This window comes from Paenibacillus swuensis, from assembly GCF_001644605.1.
In the GTDB taxonomy this organism is placed as follows: Bacteria; Bacillota; Bacilli; order Paenibacillales; family DY6; genus Paenibacillus_N; species Paenibacillus_N swuensis.
In genome coordinates this window covers 582,501-598,772 of record NZ_CP011388.1, presented here as the reverse complement: position 1 = coordinate 598,772, position 16,272 = coordinate 582,501, and the positions used below count along the sequence as shown (strand labels likewise).

14 protein-coding genes and 1 riboswitch (1 of these 15 cut by a window edge) are annotated in these 16,272 nt (G+C 48.3%); of the genes, 10 read left to right on the top strand and 4 right to left on the bottom strand.

All coding sequences use genetic code 11. The annotated features are described in order from the left end of the window. The first annotated feature begins 103 nt into the window (after positions 1–103). Positions 104–2,386: a 5-methyltetrahydropteroyltriglutamate--homocysteine S-methyltransferase gene (gene metE, locus SY83_RS02625; RefSeq protein ID WP_068603994.1), complete on the top strand. Its 2,283-nt coding sequence runs from the start codon at positions 104–106 to the stop codon at positions 2,384–2,386. Between the two features lie 63 nt (positions 2,387–2,449). Here metE and SY83_RS02620 read toward each other — a convergent pair whose 3' ends face one another. Continuing rightward, positions 2,450–3,478 carry an LCP family protein gene (locus SY83_RS02620; RefSeq protein WP_068603992.1) on the bottom strand — a complete coding sequence of 343 codons (1,029 nt, stop codon included), beginning with the start codon at positions 3,476–3,478 and terminating at the stop codon, positions 2,450–2,452. 135 nt (positions 3,479–3,613) lie between these two features. Here SY83_RS02620 and SY83_RS02615 point away from each other — a divergent pair, with 135 nt between their 5' ends. The 7 genes from SY83_RS02615 to SY83_RS02585 all read left to right on the top strand — a co-directional run bounded on the left by SY83_RS02615 (position 3,614) and on the right by SY83_RS02585 (position 10,467). After that, positions 3,614–4,630, top strand: coding sequence for an ABC transporter ATP-binding protein (locus tag SY83_RS02615; protein WP_068610791.1), 1,017 nt, complete (start codon positions 3,614–3,616; stop codon positions 4,628–4,630). Continuing rightward, positions 4,623–5,417 carry an ABC transporter permease gene (locus SY83_RS02610; RefSeq protein ID WP_068603990.1) on the top strand — a complete coding sequence of 265 codons (795 nt, stop codon included), beginning with the start codon at positions 4,623–4,625 and terminating at the stop codon, positions 5,415–5,417. Before SY83_RS02615 ends, SY83_RS02610 begins: the two co-directional genes overlap by 8 nt. 6 nt (positions 5,418–5,423) lie before the next feature. Beyond that, positions 5,424–6,209: an ABC transporter permease gene (locus SY83_RS02605; protein WP_068603988.1), complete on the top strand. Its 786-nt coding sequence runs from the start codon at positions 5,424–5,426 to the stop codon at positions 6,207–6,209. Positions 6,210–6,245: 36 nt separating this feature from the next. Further along, on the top strand, positions 6,246–6,725 hold the full coding sequence (gene bcp / locus SY83_RS02600) for a thioredoxin-dependent thiol peroxidase (RefSeq protein ID WP_068603987.1): 480 nt from the start codon (positions 6,246–6,248) through the stop codon (positions 6,723–6,725). Positions 6,726–6,861: 136 nt separating this feature from the next. Beyond that, the gene (locus tag SY83_RS02595) at positions 6,862–8,148 is read left to right on the top strand and encodes a polysaccharide deacetylase family protein (protein ID WP_068603985.1); all 1,287 of its coding nucleotides are present in this window, start codon (positions 6,862–6,864) and stop codon (positions 8,146–8,148) included. Positions 8,149–8,286: 138 nt separating this feature from the next. Next, positions 8,287–9,825: a glutamine-hydrolyzing GMP synthase gene (guaA, locus tag SY83_RS02590; RefSeq protein WP_068603983.1), complete on the top strand. Its 1,539-nt coding sequence runs from the start codon at positions 8,287–8,289 to the stop codon at positions 9,823–9,825. Between the two features lie 69 nt (positions 9,826–9,894). Beyond that, positions 9,895–10,467 carry a hypothetical protein gene (locus SY83_RS02585; RefSeq protein ID WP_068603980.1) on the top strand — a complete coding sequence of 191 codons (573 nt, stop codon included), beginning with the start codon at positions 9,895–9,897 and terminating at the stop codon, positions 10,465–10,467. A gap of 49 nt (positions 10,468–10,516) precedes the next feature. On the opposite strand, the gene SY83_RS02580 is transcribed toward SY83_RS02585, so the two are convergent. Next, the gene (locus tag SY83_RS02580) at positions 10,517–11,020 is read right to left on the bottom strand and encodes a DinB family protein (RefSeq protein ID WP_068603978.1); all 504 of its coding nucleotides are present in this window, start codon (positions 11,018–11,020) and stop codon (positions 10,517–10,519) included. Positions 11,021–11,130: 110 nt separating this feature from the next. Further along, on the bottom strand, positions 11,131–12,063 hold the full coding sequence (locus tag SY83_RS02575) for a helix-turn-helix transcriptional regulator (protein WP_068603977.1): 933 nt from the start codon (positions 12,061–12,063) through the stop codon (positions 11,131–11,133). A gap of 114 nt (positions 12,064–12,177) precedes the next feature. Next, positions 12,178–12,277, top strand: a riboswitch (purine riboswitch). Positions 12,278–12,399: 122 nt separating this feature from the next. Between SY83_RS02575 and SY83_RS02570 the strand changes: the two genes are divergently transcribed. Next, the gene (locus SY83_RS02570; RefSeq protein WP_068603976.1) at positions 12,400–13,791 is read left to right on the top strand and encodes an NCS2 family permease; all 1,392 of its coding nucleotides are present in this window, start codon (positions 12,400–12,402) and stop codon (positions 13,789–13,791) included. 63 nt (positions 13,792–13,854) lie between these two features. Here SY83_RS02570 and SY83_RS02565 read toward each other — a convergent pair whose 3' ends face one another. Continuing rightward, positions 13,855–14,619, bottom strand: a complete 765-nt coding sequence (locus SY83_RS02565) for a helix-turn-helix transcriptional regulator (protein ID WP_068603974.1) — start codon at positions 14,617–14,619, stop codon at positions 13,855–13,857. Between the two features lie 145 nt (positions 14,620–14,764). Here SY83_RS02565 and SY83_RS02560 point away from each other — a divergent pair, with 145 nt between their 5' ends. Continuing rightward, positions 14,765–16,272, top strand: partial view of a hypothetical protein gene (locus tag SY83_RS02560; protein ID WP_068603972.1) — the 5' portion only. It continues 232 nt past the right edge of the window; the window shows 1,508 of its 1,740 coding nt (coding positions 1–1,508); the start codon lies at positions 14,765–14,767; its stop codon lies beyond the right edge, outside the window.

Sequence of the window (16,272 nt, the reverse complement as noted above, 5' to 3'; positions counted from 1 at the left end):
TCAGATATAGGTTAATGGATTTACATTATAGCCGGCATTCCGTGATATCTTTCTTGTAACAACTACCTTTTTTATCAAAATCATTCGAAGAGGGGTATACAAGATGGTTAGAAGCAGTGTGTTAGGCTATCCGCGGATCGGGGAGAACCGGGAGTGGAAGAAGGCGCTTGAGGCGTTCTGGTCGGGCCGGATTGAAGAACATGAATTTCAACAACAGATGCAGGACATTCGGTTGGGACACTTGCGTAAACAGCAGGAGAAGGGAGTGGATTTCATTCCTGTCAATGACTTCTCCTATTACGATCATGTGCTGGATACAGCGGCGATGTTCGGGATTGTCCCCGAGCGGTTTTCATATCAGGGCGGAGCGGTCCCCCTGTCCGTCTATTACGGAATCGCCCGTGGAACGCAGGATGCGGCCGCTAGTGAAATGACGAAGTGGTTTAACACGAACTATCACTATATCGTGCCGGAATTGAACGGGACATCGCCTCTGCTTACAGAGAATAAACCTTTGATCGCTTACCGTGAAGCCAAGGAGAAGCTTGGCATCGAGGGTAAACCGGTCATCCTGGGTCCGTTAACCTTCTTGAAGTTGTCCAAGGGATACAATCCCTCCGAGATCGATTCCTGGCTTAACCGGCTGCTCCCGCTTTATGTGCGGGTTCTTCAGGAATTGTCCGCGGAAGGCGCGCAGTGGGTACAAGTGGACGAGCCGATTCTCGTAACGAAGCTGGACGAAGACGACTTGACGAGGCTCAAGCGAATTTATGAGACGCTTACGGCTTCCGCTCCAAACTTGAACGTGATGCTGCAGACGTACTTTGAGTCCTTGGAACATTACTCCGACATCGTCGCGTTACCTGTTCAAGGGATCGGGCTGGACTTCGTTCACGGGTATGCCGGAAATATGAAGGCGCTACAAGTTCACGGTTTTCCCACAGGCAAAATACTTGGCGCAGGCATCATCGACGGACGCAGCATTTGGAAGGCATCGCTTCACGATAAGAAGGCAATCATCGATGAGATCAGCCGTTACGTTTCAGAGGATAGCCTGATCATCCAATCGTCCTGCAGTTTACTTCATGTTCCCGTGACCGTAGACCATGAAGCTAAGCTTGGTTCTCATCTCAAGAACGCACTGGCTTTTGCGGACGAAAAGCTGGACGAGCTTGTCCTTCTGACAAAGGCCGCTTCCGCCGACAGTGACACATTAACTAGTGAGCATATGGATAGAAGTCAACAAGCGCATAAGGCTATTCAACTGTCCGACGAACGGAATCGAGCCGACATCCATCAGGCGGTGAAAGGCATATTAAAGCAACCTCTCGTGCGAAGTCTGCCTTTCTCAGAACGCCATGCGATTCAACGGGATACATGGCAGCTGCCGTTTCTTCCGACCACGACAATCGGCAGTTTCCCTCAAACAGCTGAAGTACGTAAAGCCCGCTTGTTGTGGCGTAAAGGAGAGTGGTCTCCTGACCGGTACAATCACTTCATCCGTGAGCAGATTGGAGAATGGATTCGGGAGCAGGAAGACATCGGACTGGATGTGCTCGTTCACGGGGAGTTTGAGCGGACGGATATGGTTGAGTTTTTTGGCGAGAAGCTTGAGGGCTTCGCGTTTACGCAGAACGGCTGGGTCCAATCCTATGGTTCCCGTTGTGTAAAGCCGCCTATTATTTACGGAGATGTGGCCTTTACGGAGAGCATGACCGTTGAAGAAACGAGGTATGCGCAATCTTTGACGCAAAGGCCGGTGAAAGGGATGCTGACCGGACCGATTACGATTATGAATTGGTCTTTTACCCGTGAAGATCTGCCGCGGGAACAGATTGCTTATCAGTTGGCTTATGCTTTGAGGCAGGAAGTGGAAGCGTTGGAGCGCTCGGGTATCGGCATGATTCAGGTTGACGAGCCGGCGGTTCGCGAAGGGCTGCCGTTGAAGGAGAAGGATCAAGCCGAGTATCTGACTTGGGCGGTGAAAGCTTTCCGGATGACCACCTGCACAGTGCAGCCTTCCACGCAAATACACACGCATATGTGCTATTGCGAATTCCATGACATGATGAACTCGATCGAATCGATGGATGCCGATGTTATTTCGATCGAATCTTCCCGCAGCCATGGCGAACTGATTCATAGCTTCGAATCGAACACCTACCCGTTGGGTATCGGATTAGGCGTATATGATATCCACAGTCCGAGGGTGCCGGCCGTGGAAGAAATGACAAGCATGATTGACCGCGCTTTACGTGTGCTGGATCCAGGCTTGTTCTGGATTAATCCGGACTGCGGTTTGAAAACCCGCGGAGCCGGTGAAACGATTGCATCCTTGCGCAATATGGTGGCGGCGACGAAATTCGCCCGTGTGCATCACTCATAGAATACGAAAAAAGCAATCCCGCTCGCAGCGAGATTGCTTTTTTTTTTGACCATTCTACCGTGCCTACTCTGCCAAAGTTCCCACCGTGTCCACGATGTCCACACCGTCATTGCCGCCCATCACAGCGGGCTCCGTCTCCGGTGGCGTCTGTGCGGCTTCGAACAGCTCCTGCACATAATCGCGCAGTTTGTCCTCATCGGCCCGTAAGACGGAAGCGCCGCCTACACGGTCATCATAGATAAGCTCTGACGGCGGGATCTGCACGGTTTCCACACCGGAAGCCTTGCTCTCATAGCCCAGCCGTCCCAGCTTGAGCATATCGGTTACCGACAGATTCGTCTCAACATACGGTGCGATATCGCTCATAATATCCGGCAGCTTCATCAGCGATGTCGTCGTTTGCATCTTATCGGCGACAGCCTTCAGGAATTTACGTTGCCGTTCCGTACGAGTGAAATCGGATTGCGCATCGTGGCGGAAGCGAACGTATTGAAGGGATTTTTTGCCGTCCAAGTGTTGAAGGCCTTTCTTTAAATCAATATCGTAAACATGGTCATCCGCAGCGTCCACATAATGCATATCTTTCTCCACATCCAGATCAATCCCGCCGATGGAATCCACCAATGCGATAAAGCCTTGGAAATCGGTATACAAGTAGTATTGAATGGGAATGCCCAAATAGTCACTGACCGTCTTCATCGCAAGCTCCGGACCGCCCAGCGTTAACGCGACATTCACCCGATTATCCCGATGTTCCGGAATGTCAACGTAAGTATCCCGCAGAATCGAGAAGATGAAGCCCTTCTTCGTCACCGGGTCCAGGGAAGCGACCATCATGGAGTCCGAGCGAGGCGTTTCGTTTGCGCGCAAGCCTCTTTCATCCCCGCCGAGAATCAGAATGTTCACGCGCTCCTGGCCTTCCCATTTCGGCGGCTCCTGCTCCTTCACAGGTATAAAGTCTCCGAAACGGGATGTATCCGGGTCTTTACTGAACTTGTCTGCAGCATTATACAATCCATACCCGTAATAGGCCACAAAAGCTATAATAATGAGGGATAGGATGGAAACTCCCCACTTGATCGTTCTGCGCATAGTGTATCTTCCCTTCCTTGATGTTCACGAATGATACCTGTAAAATGCATATACCCACTTATTATACGGGGACGAGCAATTTTTTTCCACAAAAGATAAACAATATATGTCGAAAGATGGAGGATTCTGCAAATGTTGCATGCAATAGATGTGCGCGAGTTAAGAAAAGACTTTCAGATTCAGAAAAATCGGGAGGGTGTCTCAGGCGCTCTTAAAGATTTATTCAAACGGGAATACACGCATGTCTCCGCGGTGAAAGATATTTCATTCCAAATTCCGAAGGGGGAAATATGCGGGTATATCGGCGAGAACGGCGCCGGGAAGTCCACAACGATCAAGATGCTTACAGGCATTCTGGTGCCTACCTCGGGAGACGTCCGGGTAAACGGGTTCGTGCCTCATCAGGACAGAGAGAAGTTTGTGCAGAATATCGGCGTCGTCTTCGGGCAGCGCAGTCAGCTGTGGTGGGATATCGGCGTGATTGAGTCATTCAACCTCCTGCGTAAAGTGTATCGTGTGGGAGAACGGGAGTTTAAGCTCCGGTTGGACGAGCTTGTGGAACGTCTGCAGCTTCAGGAACTGTTGAACAGGCCGGTTCGCAAGCTAAGTCTTGGACAGCGGATGCGTTGCGAGCTGGCGGCTTCGCTTATTCATAATCCGGCCATTCTGTTTCTGGATGAGCCTACCATCGGCTTGGACATTGTGGTGAAGACAGAAATCCGGGAATTCCTGAAATCTCTGAACCAACGCTATGAAACCACAATTCTGCTTACCACCCATGATTTACAAGATATCGAAGCTTTATGCTCCCGCGTCATCATGTTGGATGACGGTCAGATTATTTATGACGGCGGACTGGACGATATGAAGGCGAAGTGGGGCAAGGGGAAAGAAGTTCAGTTCCAATTCGCGGGGCATTACGAGCTGGAGAAATTAAGACTATTAACTGCGGGCTTGAACGTGGAATGGTCTCCGGAGAATGAAGTTACAGCCAAAGTGTGGATTCCGCTGGAAGTGAATGTATCCGATGTGCTAAGCCGTGTCGTAGGTTCAACCGATATTCGCGATATCAAGATCATTGAAACCAATACCGACGACATCGTACGCGAAATTTACCGAACAGGTACGGCGGGTGAGACGATTCATGCTTAGCGCCTATACCGACTTTATCCGGATCCGGTTTCTGATGATGCTGGCGTACAGGGTTAATTATTATTCCGGTATTTTAATTTATGCCATTAATATCGGCGCCTACTATTTCTTGTGGAAAGCCATATACGGAACGCAGGAGCAGCTCGGCGGCCTGTCTGTGGGGCAGATGACCACTTACGTGGCTGTATCCTGGATGGCCCGCGCTTTCTACTTTAACAACCTGGACCGGGAAATCGCGAATGATATCCGGGACGGGAGCGTGGCTATTCAGTTCATCCGGCCGTACAACTATCTTTTGGTCAAAATGATGCAAGGACTCGGCGAAGGCCTCTTCCGCTTCCTGTTGTTCATGATACCGGGCATGGCGCTCGTGACGCTCCTGTTTCCGGTGCGGCTGCCGACGGACCCGGCCACTTGGGCGATCTTCTTAGTCATGTTGTTCTTCAGTTTTCTGATTAATTCACAAATTAACATTCTTACAGGATTGTTCGCCTTCTTCGTGGAGAATAATGAAGGCATGATGCGCATGAAGCGGGTCATTGTCGATTTATTCTCGGGTTTAATTGTCCCGATCTCGTTCTTCCCGGGGTGGTTCAAGCCGCTGATGGAGTGGTTGCCGTTTCAAGCCATCACGTATTTGCCGGGCTCTGTGTTCACGGGCAAGACGGTCGGTACAGCCGCGCTGCAGGTTCTGGGCATCCAGGTTATCTGGTTCGCGGTGCTGATTATTCCGATCGGTCTGACATGGCGTACGGCCAGACAGCGCCTGTTCGTGCAAGGGGGGTAACGAGAGATGTTTTACGTTCAATTATTCAGTGAATATTTCAAAAACTATGTAAAAACCAAGTTGACTTATCGCGCGGATTTAGCGGTGGAGTTGCTCGCCGATCTGATGTTTCAAGGGATGAACTTATTCTTTATCCTGATTGTATTTACGCACACAACGCTCTTGGGCGGCTGGACGCAGGAAGAAATTATTTTCATTTACGGATTTTTCATGGTGCCTTACGGCATATTCTCATGTTTCTTTAACCTGTGGGGTTTTAGCGAGAAATACATCGTGAAAGGCGAATTTGACCGGGTGTTAACCCGTCCTGCTCACAATCTGTTTCAAGTGACGCTGGAGAACATGGACCCTCCTTCGCTGGTCGGTTCCCTGATGGGGCTGATCATCATGGGGTGGGCATGGACACAGATGGATCTGCAGATGATGTGGTATGATCCTCTCGTGTTTATCGTGATGGTGTTGGGGGCATCTATGATCTATATGGGCATTTATACGGCTTTGACGGCCATCGCGTTCTTCTCGGACGCGCCGACCGGTATTTTGCCCCTGATGTGGAATATCCAGAACTACGGCCGTTACCCGGTCACCATCTATAATAAAGCGATTCGGATCTTGCTTACTTGGATTCTGCCGTTTGCTTTTGTCGGCATTTACCCGGCTGCGTTCTTCCTTCACAAAGAGGTGTCCCGCGGCTTCTCGTTGTTGACGCCTGTGGTAGGACTGGTATTTCTATGGATCGGTCTGACGGTCTGGAAATACGGTGTGAAACGTTACCGCGGTGCAGGTTCATAATTGGAAACGAAATGATAACATAAGAGGTGAATCAGCATGTCCCAAACCCAGACTCCGCTTGAAGCGGGTCAGCCCGTTCCGGATTTTACATTGCCGTCTTCTACCGGGGCGGACATTAAACTGAGTGACTACCGAGGCAAGCATGTGGTGCTTTACTTTTATCCCAAAGACAACACCCCGACTTGTACGCAGGAATCCTGTGATTTCAGAGACTTTAACGGTCAGTTTCGTAAGCACAACACCGAGGTCATTGGCATCTCCCCGGATGATTTGAAGGCGCACGGAAAGTTTATCGCCAAATATGATCTGCCGTTTCCTTTGTTATCGGATGCGGATCACGCGGTTTGTGAACTTTACGGCGTATGGACGCTAAAGAAGCTATATGGCCGGGAGTACATGGGTGTGGAGCGCTCTACCTTCCTCATAGACGCCGAAGGAAATCTAGTAAAAGCATGGCGCAAGGTGAAGATTAAGAACCATATTGCCGATGTATTGGAAGCTGTTCAAGCCTTGTAAATTCACATCTACTAAACCTTTCAGAGCGGACTCTGAGAGGTTTTTCTTTTGGCATGAGAGATGCAATAGTATATTTATTGTGATTCTTCCATATCCTCTAGTAAAACGACTTTAGCGATTAACGGAGGATGGATGAATGGACGGGAACGGATGGTTGCGGAAGTTACAGCGCGCGGCAGGGGTTGCGGGTTTCGTTTTGCGAATTTTGCTGTGGATTGGATGTATAGGAGTAATCGCTTTGTCGGCTATGAAAGACAGCGTCCGTGCGGAACAGCGGAGAACGGTTGCGTCGGGTGAGGAATTATACAAGCAGTTAGCGCGCGGGGAACGAATTCTGAAGGAGCAATCCTATGTTGTTCCGGAGCAAAAGACGGTGTATCTGACCTTTGATGACGGTCCAAGCGCATTGACGCCGCAAGTGCTGGACATTCTGGCGGCCGAGGATGTGAAGGCTACTTTCTTTCAATTAGGCGAAGCGGTCCAAGCGCATCCGGACTATGTGCGTCGTGTGCTAAAGGAAGGTCACGCGCTTGGAAACCACACCTATGACCATGAATATAGTGATATATATGGAGATTTCGCGGCGTTCTGGGAGCAGATTCAAAGGACGGAACGCGCCTTTGTGAAAGCGGTAGGCGAGGCGCCGAAGCTGGTGCGCGCACCTGGCGGCACGTATCGGAACTTCGATGCTTTCTATTTCTACTTTATGGACCAGGCAGGTTATCAGGTGCATGACTGGAATATCGACAGCCGGGATGCCAAACGGCGCAATGTGCCTGCATCCGAGATTGTGGAAGCTGTGCGCTCCAGCAAGTTCGGGCATGAAGCGGTAGTGCTGATGCATGACGGGACAGGCCATGAGGAATCGGTAAAGGCACTCCCCGCCATTATCAAGATGTTGAAAGAGAAGGGATATCACTTCGCGGCCATGACGGAACAAGTAAAGCCCGTGGTGTTTGCGGTTGGTCCCCAGACGAAGTGGAAGCGGACGACGTCGTATGCGGAATTCCTCAGAGAGAGTTCTTTTGCTCCCATAGTGAAAAAAGAAAGCCAGGGTCCCAACCTCGCTGTATCGGTCCGTGAAAAAATTCAGGCGGCACCTCCGGCAAAAGGATATCTAGAGACGAAGTGGCGGGATGCATCGGTTCGTTTCCCGAAATCCGAGGTGATCTATCAGAATGAACAAGCCTTCGTTGCGCTGCGATCTATAGCCAACGAAACGGAAGGCAATCTGACTTGGAACTCCGATACCGATGAGGTGAGTTGGCATTATGGGGAACAAGAAATGCGTTATACCCTAGACTCAGCAGATTCGGTCTGGGAAGGTCCGACGGATGGAATTCTGAAAGATGGCCGCCTTTATGTTCCGCTGACAGAAGTTCTTAGTATTTTGAACGGGGATTCTTTGTTTGCTTCGATATAAACATAATTATCCAATATGTAGAGCATATTAATTTCTGTTGAGTCCTTACTTCAGAACTGTTCCTTGACGGGGTCCGTCAGGCTTTTATATAATTAACAATTAAATTAGAGAACAAGTAATGTTACGAAGGAGACTCCGATGGACAAGCCAAATGAAATGATCGTCGTTATGGATTTCGGGGGACAGTACAATCAGCTGATTGCTCGCCGGATTCGGGATATGGGCGTATACAGTGAACTGTTGCCTTTCAATACAACTGCGGAGAAATTAAAAGAATTAAATCCTAAAGGAATTATTTTCTCAGGCGGACCTGCCAGTGTGTACGAAGAAAATTCACCTTTGGTGGATCCGGCCGTGTATGATCTGGGCATACCGATTTTCGGTATTTGCTACGGAATGCAGCTGATGTCTCACCAGTTATCGGGTAAAGTGGAACGCGCGGGTAAACGCGAGTACGGCAAAGCGGAAGTTTCCTTTACAGATGCATCTCATCTGGTTCATGGCCTGGAGAAGGTACAAACCGTGTGGATGAGTCACTCGGACTTGGTGGTTGAGCCTCCTGCGGGATTTGTCGTAGACGCGTCCACCGAGCATGCCCCGATTGCGGCGATGAGTCATCCGGAGAAGAACATGTTCGCGGTGCAGTTCCATCCTGAAGTTCGTCACTCCGTGCAAGGGAACGAAATGATTCATAACTTCCTTTACCGGATTTGCGGCTGTGAAGGCAACTGGTCTATGGAAACTTTCATCGATGACACGATTCGTGAAATCCGCGAGGAAGTCGGCGACCGTAAAGTGCTGTGCGCGTTAAGCGGCGGTGTGGATTCATCGGTTGTAGCGATCTTGATCCATAAAGCGATCGGTGATCAACTCACATGTATGTTTATCGACCATGGTTTGTTGCGCAAAGGCGAAGCCGAGAGCGTCATGGAAACCTTCGTCGGTAAATTTGATATGAAAGTGGTCAAAATCGATGCCCAGGAACGCTTCCTAGGTAAGCTTCAGGGTGTTGATGATCCCGAGCATAAACGGAAAATTATCGGTACGGAATTCATTCGCGTATTTGAAGAAGAGTCTACGCAGTTCGATGACTTCGATTTCCTGGCGCAAGGGACCCTGTACACGGATATCGTGGAAAGCGGCACCGCTACAGCGCAAACCATTAAATCACATCATAACGTTGGCGGATTGCCTGAAGATATGAAGTTTAAACTGGTGGAGCCTTTGAAAACTCTGTTCAAGGACGAAGTGCGCAAAGTCGGCGAAGAGTGCGGATTACCTGCCGAAATCGTATGGCGTCAGCCTTTCCCGGGTCCCGGTCTAGCGATTCGCGTACTGGGCGAAGTGACGGAGGAGAAGTTAACGATTGTTCGCGATTCGGATTACATCCTGCGTGAAGAGATCGCGAAAGCCGGACTGGACCGCGAGATCTGGCAATATTTCACCGCGCTTCCGAACATGAAGAGCGTAGGTGTCATGGGCGACGCAAGAACGTATTCCTACACCGTAGGTATCCGCGCGGTAACGTCCATCGACGGCATGACCGCCGACTGGGCGCGCATCCCTTGGGATGTGCTTGAGAAGATTTCCGTACGCATCGTCAATGAAGTGGACAACGTGAACCGCATCGTGTACGACGTAACGTCGAAGCCGCCGGCTACGATTGAGTGGGAATAGGTAGTGTAATCATACTCTCTTTTATCTGTTAAGATGAAAGGGAGTATTTTTATTTCAGGAGGCGATTTTTTGACAAGCTTGCTAACGTTAACAAATAAGGATAAGAAAAATCGAGTAATCATAGTCGTGCTAATGATTGTGTTGTTCATTGGTCTGACCAATATGTTTAATAACTACCGTTATAAAGTAGATCATGGAATGAAAATGACAGTCGAAAGCATAGCGGGACATTCCCTATTCATGGTTAGGAGTACTTATGACTCTATACTTGAGAATGAAACAGGCACGTTGACGATTGAGCATATCCGTGAGATTCATACTAAACTGTCTGTCATTGAAGCTTATTCGGATACTGTAGGACGTTCGGTGAATACGCAATTGTTAACCCCTATAACTAAAGACCTGAAGACCATAAGTGAAAATATGCAACAAAGCTATATAGAAAATAAACAGTTTACTGAAGCTGACGGAACTAAATACCAGACTCTACTCAAAAAAATCACAGCGTTAATCCCTCTGATCGATAAGGTTTACTATGTTTCCGATCGCTATGGTCCAAAAGTAACTTTAAATGTTAATCACAAAGAAGAGTTAGTCAAGTTCAGGGAAACATTAAAGAAATACGTATCCACTCTTAAATAAGTTAACGGATAGACCGCAACAAAAAAAGACCTCTTTCGAGGTCTCCCGGTCAAACAACCGGAGCGTCCATGCCCATCGCGGCCCACTCTTCTTTGGAAGGGCCGTAAATGCCCGGAATCGTCAGACCCGCTTGGCGCATCAGAATCGTCAATTGGCCCCTGTGGTGAATTTCATGCTTCAGGAATACATCCAGGGTGAATCCGTTCTTCCACAAATCCCCATACAGATTAACTTCCTCCAGCAAGTTCTCCTCCGTCCATTGGGTGCGAATGGCTTCCAGCATGGATGAAACGGCCGTCCGGTAGGTAGATGCGATTTCGGCAGCAGACGTCGGCGAATCGGATTCCATGTAGGGCGCATCGAATTTCAGACCTGTTCTGTGAAGCATCTCCGGAACGGTAGTGACGATATGCCAGGCCAATCTTCCAAGCGTCCGATAACCGGGTAACACTTCTTGCTTAAGAGATTCGTCAGTCAAGAGATTCAGCAGTTTCTGGGTGCCCTCCGCCTCGTAAGTATAATCCGCAATAAAATTTTGCACTGATGTGTACATCATCATTCCTCCTTGGTTATTCAATGAACACTAAACTCGTCCAACAAGTATAGTATGCAATGTAACCACTGACAGCATGTTGTCAGCAGAAAATATCAAGTTATTCAAAATTATTTGTACAGCTCAACAACACGTTTGGCTTGACCGCTGATTTCCTCGGCCAGGGTTTCCGGCTCCAGGACATGTACATCCGGTCCGTAACTAAGCAGCATCCCATGGAGCCATGCGTCTTCAGGATGCTCCGATCTTACAAGCAGCCATCCATCTTCCTCCACCGTAATTTGCTCCTGGCCAAAATATTCCTCAACCCGAACACGGACTCTCGGATGAAAGCGGAGTACCATGGTGATGCAGGAGCGCTCCCTCTGCCCCCACTTGGCATCGAGGTCTTCCAAACGCTCCTTTCGGCGCGGGAATACTTCCATATCGACCTGAAGGTGACGAATGCGGGACAGCTTGAACGTTCGACAATCCGTTCGGAGTCTGCAGTAAGCGTATAGATACCAAGCGCTTCCTTTCCAGGCAAGCCCAATTGGTTCTACGGCTCGCTGCTCTGTTACTCCTTCCGAACTTGTATAGGTAATCCAAGCCACATTCCGGTTCCGGGCGGCCAACCGAAGCGTGGCCAGCTTGTCCTGATCCCCAACCGCACTCATCCACGGGTTCACGCCGATCATCAGCTGTTCTCCCTCCTCCTCCAAACGTTGTCGGTCGGATTTGTCGAACAGCGCGCTGATCTTAGCCAGCAAATGGTCCATGTGCTGGTCCTGCAATGTAGACTGCATCCCTTTCAATGCCGTTACAATGAACGACAGATCATCGTAGGTGACAAGCTGTCTCTCTATACGAAACTCGTCCATAATCTCGTATCCGCCATCACTCCCCGCAAACGAGGCAATAGGGATACCGGCAGCATTAATACCCTCAATATCTCTGTATATGGTACGCAGCGAGACCTCAAACCGGTGAGCCAGTTCTTGAGCGCCTACTCTCTTGCGGCTGAGCAACAGCATGGTAATGCCTAGCAATCTTTGAATCTTCAACAGAATCCTCCTTCCAAATAGTACCTAAAGACGAACATTAATTGCTTTTCCTATGCTCATATTTCGTTATTTTAGGTTGACAAAATACGACACCGGCACTATGATAAATAGGTCTTCATAACTGCATAAAGCTTTCGTATAATCCTGGGAATTGGCTCGGGAGTTTCTACAAGGTCACCGTAATGATCTGGCTACGATTGGGGAAGTCTTATACTGTTGTGCATCTTATTTGTGCGCGGTTTTAAGCTTCCATCTATTCGGAACCTGAGAGCAATATAGTGCACTCCGGTTTTTTGCGTTTTCAATATATTTATTTTACAGGGGGAACAGAAAACAATGGATCGTTTCTTTAAACTCAAAGAACACGGTACGAACGTAAGAACGGAAATTATGGCAGGTTTGACCACGTTTATGGCTATGGCTTATATCCTTACGGTCAATCCCAACATTCTGAGCGCATTCGGATCGGGAGCAACAGGAGTAGAGTGGTATCCTGTCTTCTTGGCAACGGCCATTGCGGCGGGAATTATGACCATTGCTATGGGCTTGTTCGTGAATTTTCCGGTAGCCTTGGCTCCGGGTATGGGTCTTAATGCTTACTTTGCGGCAGTTATCTTAGGTTCACAAGGTACTTTCACATTTGAGATGGCTCTAACCGCTGTCTTTATTTCAGGTATTATCTTCATTCTACTGACGGTTACCAAGTTCCGTCAAACGATGCTTGTCGCGATCCCGGACAGCTTGAAGCATGCGATTACGGTGGGTATCGGTCTTTTCATTACCATGATCGGAATCAAGAACAGCGGACTTCTGACCGTTGCGGTTGAATCAACGAAGGATATCGAGCAGGGCAAATTTACGGATCTGTTATATTTTGAAACGGTGTTTCATATGGGAGATCTTCATAATAAAGATGTTCAACTGGCGTTAATCGGCTTGGTACTGATTTCCATCCTGATGGTTCTGAAAGTACGCGGAGCGATTCTGTTCGGTATTCTTGGAACAACAGTCGTTGCGGCGTTAATGGGTCACATTAATCCAATCTCCACGGAGATGACGCCTTGGGTTCCGGACTTCACACAGTTGAACTTTGCGGATTTCGACTTCGAGGGTGTGATGACGGCAGGTATTATCTCGGTTATCGCAACGTTTACCTTTGTAGAGTTGTTTGACACATTCGGTACATTGGTAGGTACGGCTAACCGTTCGGGCATGATGAAGAACAAAGAAGAAGGCAATAAGCGTGTAGGTAAAGCGATGATGGTGGATGCAATCGGTGTTTCCGGCGGGGCGCTGTTAGGGACAAGCACAATTACCGCTTATGTTGAAAGCTCCGCAGGTATTGCTGAGGGCGGACGTACAGGACTTACATCCGTTACAACAGGAACGCTGTTCTTGCTTTCCCTGTTCCTTGCGCCATTGGCGGCAATCATTCCGGGCTCCGCAACGGCAGCGGCCCTGATCATTGTAGGTTTGCTCATGCTTCAAGCGATTAAAGAGATCGACTTTACAGATTACGTTGTTGCGATTCCGGCGTTCCTGACGATCATCTTCATGCCTTTCACTTATAACATTGCTAACGGAATTTCGTTCGGGATCGTGGCTTACGTGATTCTGGCATCGGTAGCGAGCATCAGCGGTAAAGGTCAGTATAAGGTACACTGGTTGATGTGGGTTCTGGCAATTCTGGTTGTATTACGTTATGCTTTCTTCGGAAGCGCGGGTTAGTAAATAGCATTGTTATAGAAGAAAGCCAATTCGGTTCTTAACCGGGTTGGCTTTTTTTTTATTCTATTTATGCTGCAACCTGTACTTGGCCGGACTTAAACCGACTCGTTGGCGGAACATCCGATTAAAGTAAGAAGCATCACAATACCCTAACTGATCCGCAATCGACTCAATCGACGCATTCGTTGAAATCAATAGTTTCTCAGCCTCGGCAATCCGCAATTGATGCATATATGCTATAGGGGGCTCCCCATAGTGGTTGCGAAAACTGGTAATGAGATAAGACTTCTTCTTATCCGCCAATTGTGCCAAAAAACCAATATCCAAGGGACTGTTAAAATGAGTTGTTATGTATTCTCTGACCATTCGAAGGTACGGTTTAACGGTATGGGTATGGGTATGATGTTCATTATATACGGTGACGAGGAGCTCATTGAGGATGCTGGTGCAGAGTAAGGGGTAATACGGTTGTTTCTCGCTCCAGTGTTTAAGAAGGGTATACATTCGATCATTCCAAAAGCTTAACTTGGCAGTCGGATAAACAATCGGCTTCCGCATGGCGATCATCGGCAGGTCGGAAGAGGCGTCATTTTGTTGAAATCGGACAGCCATTTTACGGTGAGATTTAGAACGAACCCCGGCGCCTTCTCTTCGTGTTCCATGGGGCAGCAAAAGCACATGACCTGCCGAAAGATGATGCGAGTCACCATTTATCGTATAAATCAGCTCTCCCCCCGTCACCAGAAGCAACAAATCATAATCCTGGACAAAAGAAGCGTGACCCCATCCTTCATTCTCCTCATACAACGTGGCACTTATAATATGCATGGTTCTCCCCTTGTGAACGTATTGTCCTCCATCTTAATACCAAATCTAACTTTTGTTAAGGCAAAAGAATTATCGTTTATGGTGTATGCGCAAAATCGGCCATATAATAAGAGAGAACGCCATGAATTTATGGAGGGAGCCTTCAATGACTGAGGAAAATAATGTACCTATTCGAGTCAAATATCTTGATCTAATGGAGAAGGCTTTCGATGCTTATACCCTGGAACAGATTCGGGGAAGGAAATCTGCGGACGGTTTACGCGAGTTGGACCTTCATGCTTATTCACGTCTTACAACGGTGTTGTCCTGTTTGCTGCACGGCGGTCGCAGGCTGCATTTACTATCGCTTTGGAAACAGATGATGACTGAATGTTGCCATGAAATCGTACAACCCCGTCCCGATGATATGGCTGATTTTGCTATAAAAGAAATGATGTTTTCGCTGTTTATTATGAAAGATGCTTCATTACTAGGTGATGTGGAGTTGCATCAATGGGACCGTCTCCTCATACAACTTGATCCCTATGTGAATTACAGGAATGTTGCAAAAGATGAAGCTTCCAAGAAAAAGCTCCATAATATAAATATCTATAATATGATAGGTGAATTTCTCAGGGAGCAATGGGGACTGACGGATACGAAAGATTATTTTGCGGAACATTGGCCTGCCCAAATACAACATTTTGACACGGAGACCGGTATGTACAGGGACCCCGGATGCCCGATGCTGTATGACATTACAACCCGTTGTCATGTTCAAATGTTGCTTGAGTTCGGTTACAAAGGCCCATATGCGAACCAGTTGGATCATTTATTAAGACTGGGCGGGAATGTAACGTTGTACGCCCAATCGGCAGCTTATGAATTCCCTTATGGGGGTAGAAGCAGTCAGTTTCTGTTTAATGAGGCGTTAATTGCGGCCAACGCTGAATATGAAGCCAAAAGATTCTTCTCTTATGGAGATCATGTTCGCGCGCGTAAGTTTAAGCGAGCGGCCAGTCTTGCGGTAGAGTCTGTCGTGAGGTGGTTGGATATGGAACCGCCCAGACACCTTAAAAACCGCTTTCCTATTGAAAGCAAACACGGCACAGAACCTTACGGGTATTATGATAAATATATGATTACGTTTGGTGCGTTTATCGGGATGGCTTATTGGTTCGCTCAAGAAGATATAGAGGAATATGCATGTCCTGCGGAGACGGGGGGATATGTGTGGCGCGCTCCGGACGATTTCCACATGATTATAGCCAATGCGGGCGGGTATTCGGTTCAGATCGATTCATTAGCCAATCTTGCATACGACGCTACAGGTCTTGGCAGGCTTCACCGGGCTGGATTTCCAACGGAGCTGGCACTTTCAACGCCGTTGTCAGCGGGAGAGTACTACGAAATCAATTCAGATCTTGGCCGCGTCCACGCAACGATGGGACCTGGGTGGAGCCTGCCTGAAGGAGAAGTTTTTTATTTTTCAAGGTGTACCGATCTGAAGGCATCTCTACATATAGAGAAAGAGTCTAAGGAGAGGGTGAGGTTTACTGTCACTTACCATGGCAATACCTTGCGGGGATGTAGAGCAGTTGTAGAATACTATGAACTGTCCGCGGGCGGTCTGATCTATAGTTATTCGTTGGTTGATGCTGAAGTTTCGGGATA

Bases quoted from the DNA above. Each gene is read 5' to 3' on its own strand.
- SY83_RS02580 (WP_068603978.1), bottom strand. From the start codon at position 11,020: ATGTACACATCAGTGCAAAATTTTATTGCGGATTATACTTACGAGGCG.
- metE (WP_068603994.1), top strand. From the start codon at position 104: ATGGTTAGAAGCAGTGTGTTAGGCTATCCGCGGATCGGGGAGAACCGG.
- bcp (WP_068603987.1), top strand. From the start codon at position 6,246: ATGTCCCAAACCCAGACTCCGCTTGAAGCGGGTCAGCCCGTTCCGGAT.
- SY83_RS02605 (WP_068603988.1), top strand. From the start codon at position 5,424: ATGTTTTACGTTCAATTATTCAGTGAATATTTCAAAAACTATGTAAAA.
- SY83_RS02565 (WP_068603974.1), bottom strand. From the start codon at position 14,619: ATGCATATTATAAGTGCCACGTTGTATGAGGAGAATGAAGGATGGGGT.
- SY83_RS02570 (WP_068603976.1), top strand. From the start codon at position 12,400: ATGGATCGTTTCTTTAAACTCAAAGAACACGGTACGAACGTAAGAACG.
- SY83_RS02595 (WP_068603985.1), top strand. From the start codon at position 6,862: ATGGACGGGAACGGATGGTTGCGGAAGTTACAGCGCGCGGCAGGGGTT.
- guaA (WP_068603983.1), top strand. From the start codon at position 8,287: ATGGACAAGCCAAATGAAATGATCGTCGTTATGGATTTCGGGGGACAG.
- SY83_RS02610 (WP_068603990.1), top strand. From the start codon at position 4,623: ATGCTTAGCGCCTATACCGACTTTATCCGGATCCGGTTTCTGATGATG.
- SY83_RS02620 (WP_068603992.1), bottom strand. From the start codon at position 3,478: ATGCGCAGAACGATCAAGTGGGGAGTTTCCATCCTATCCCTCATTATT.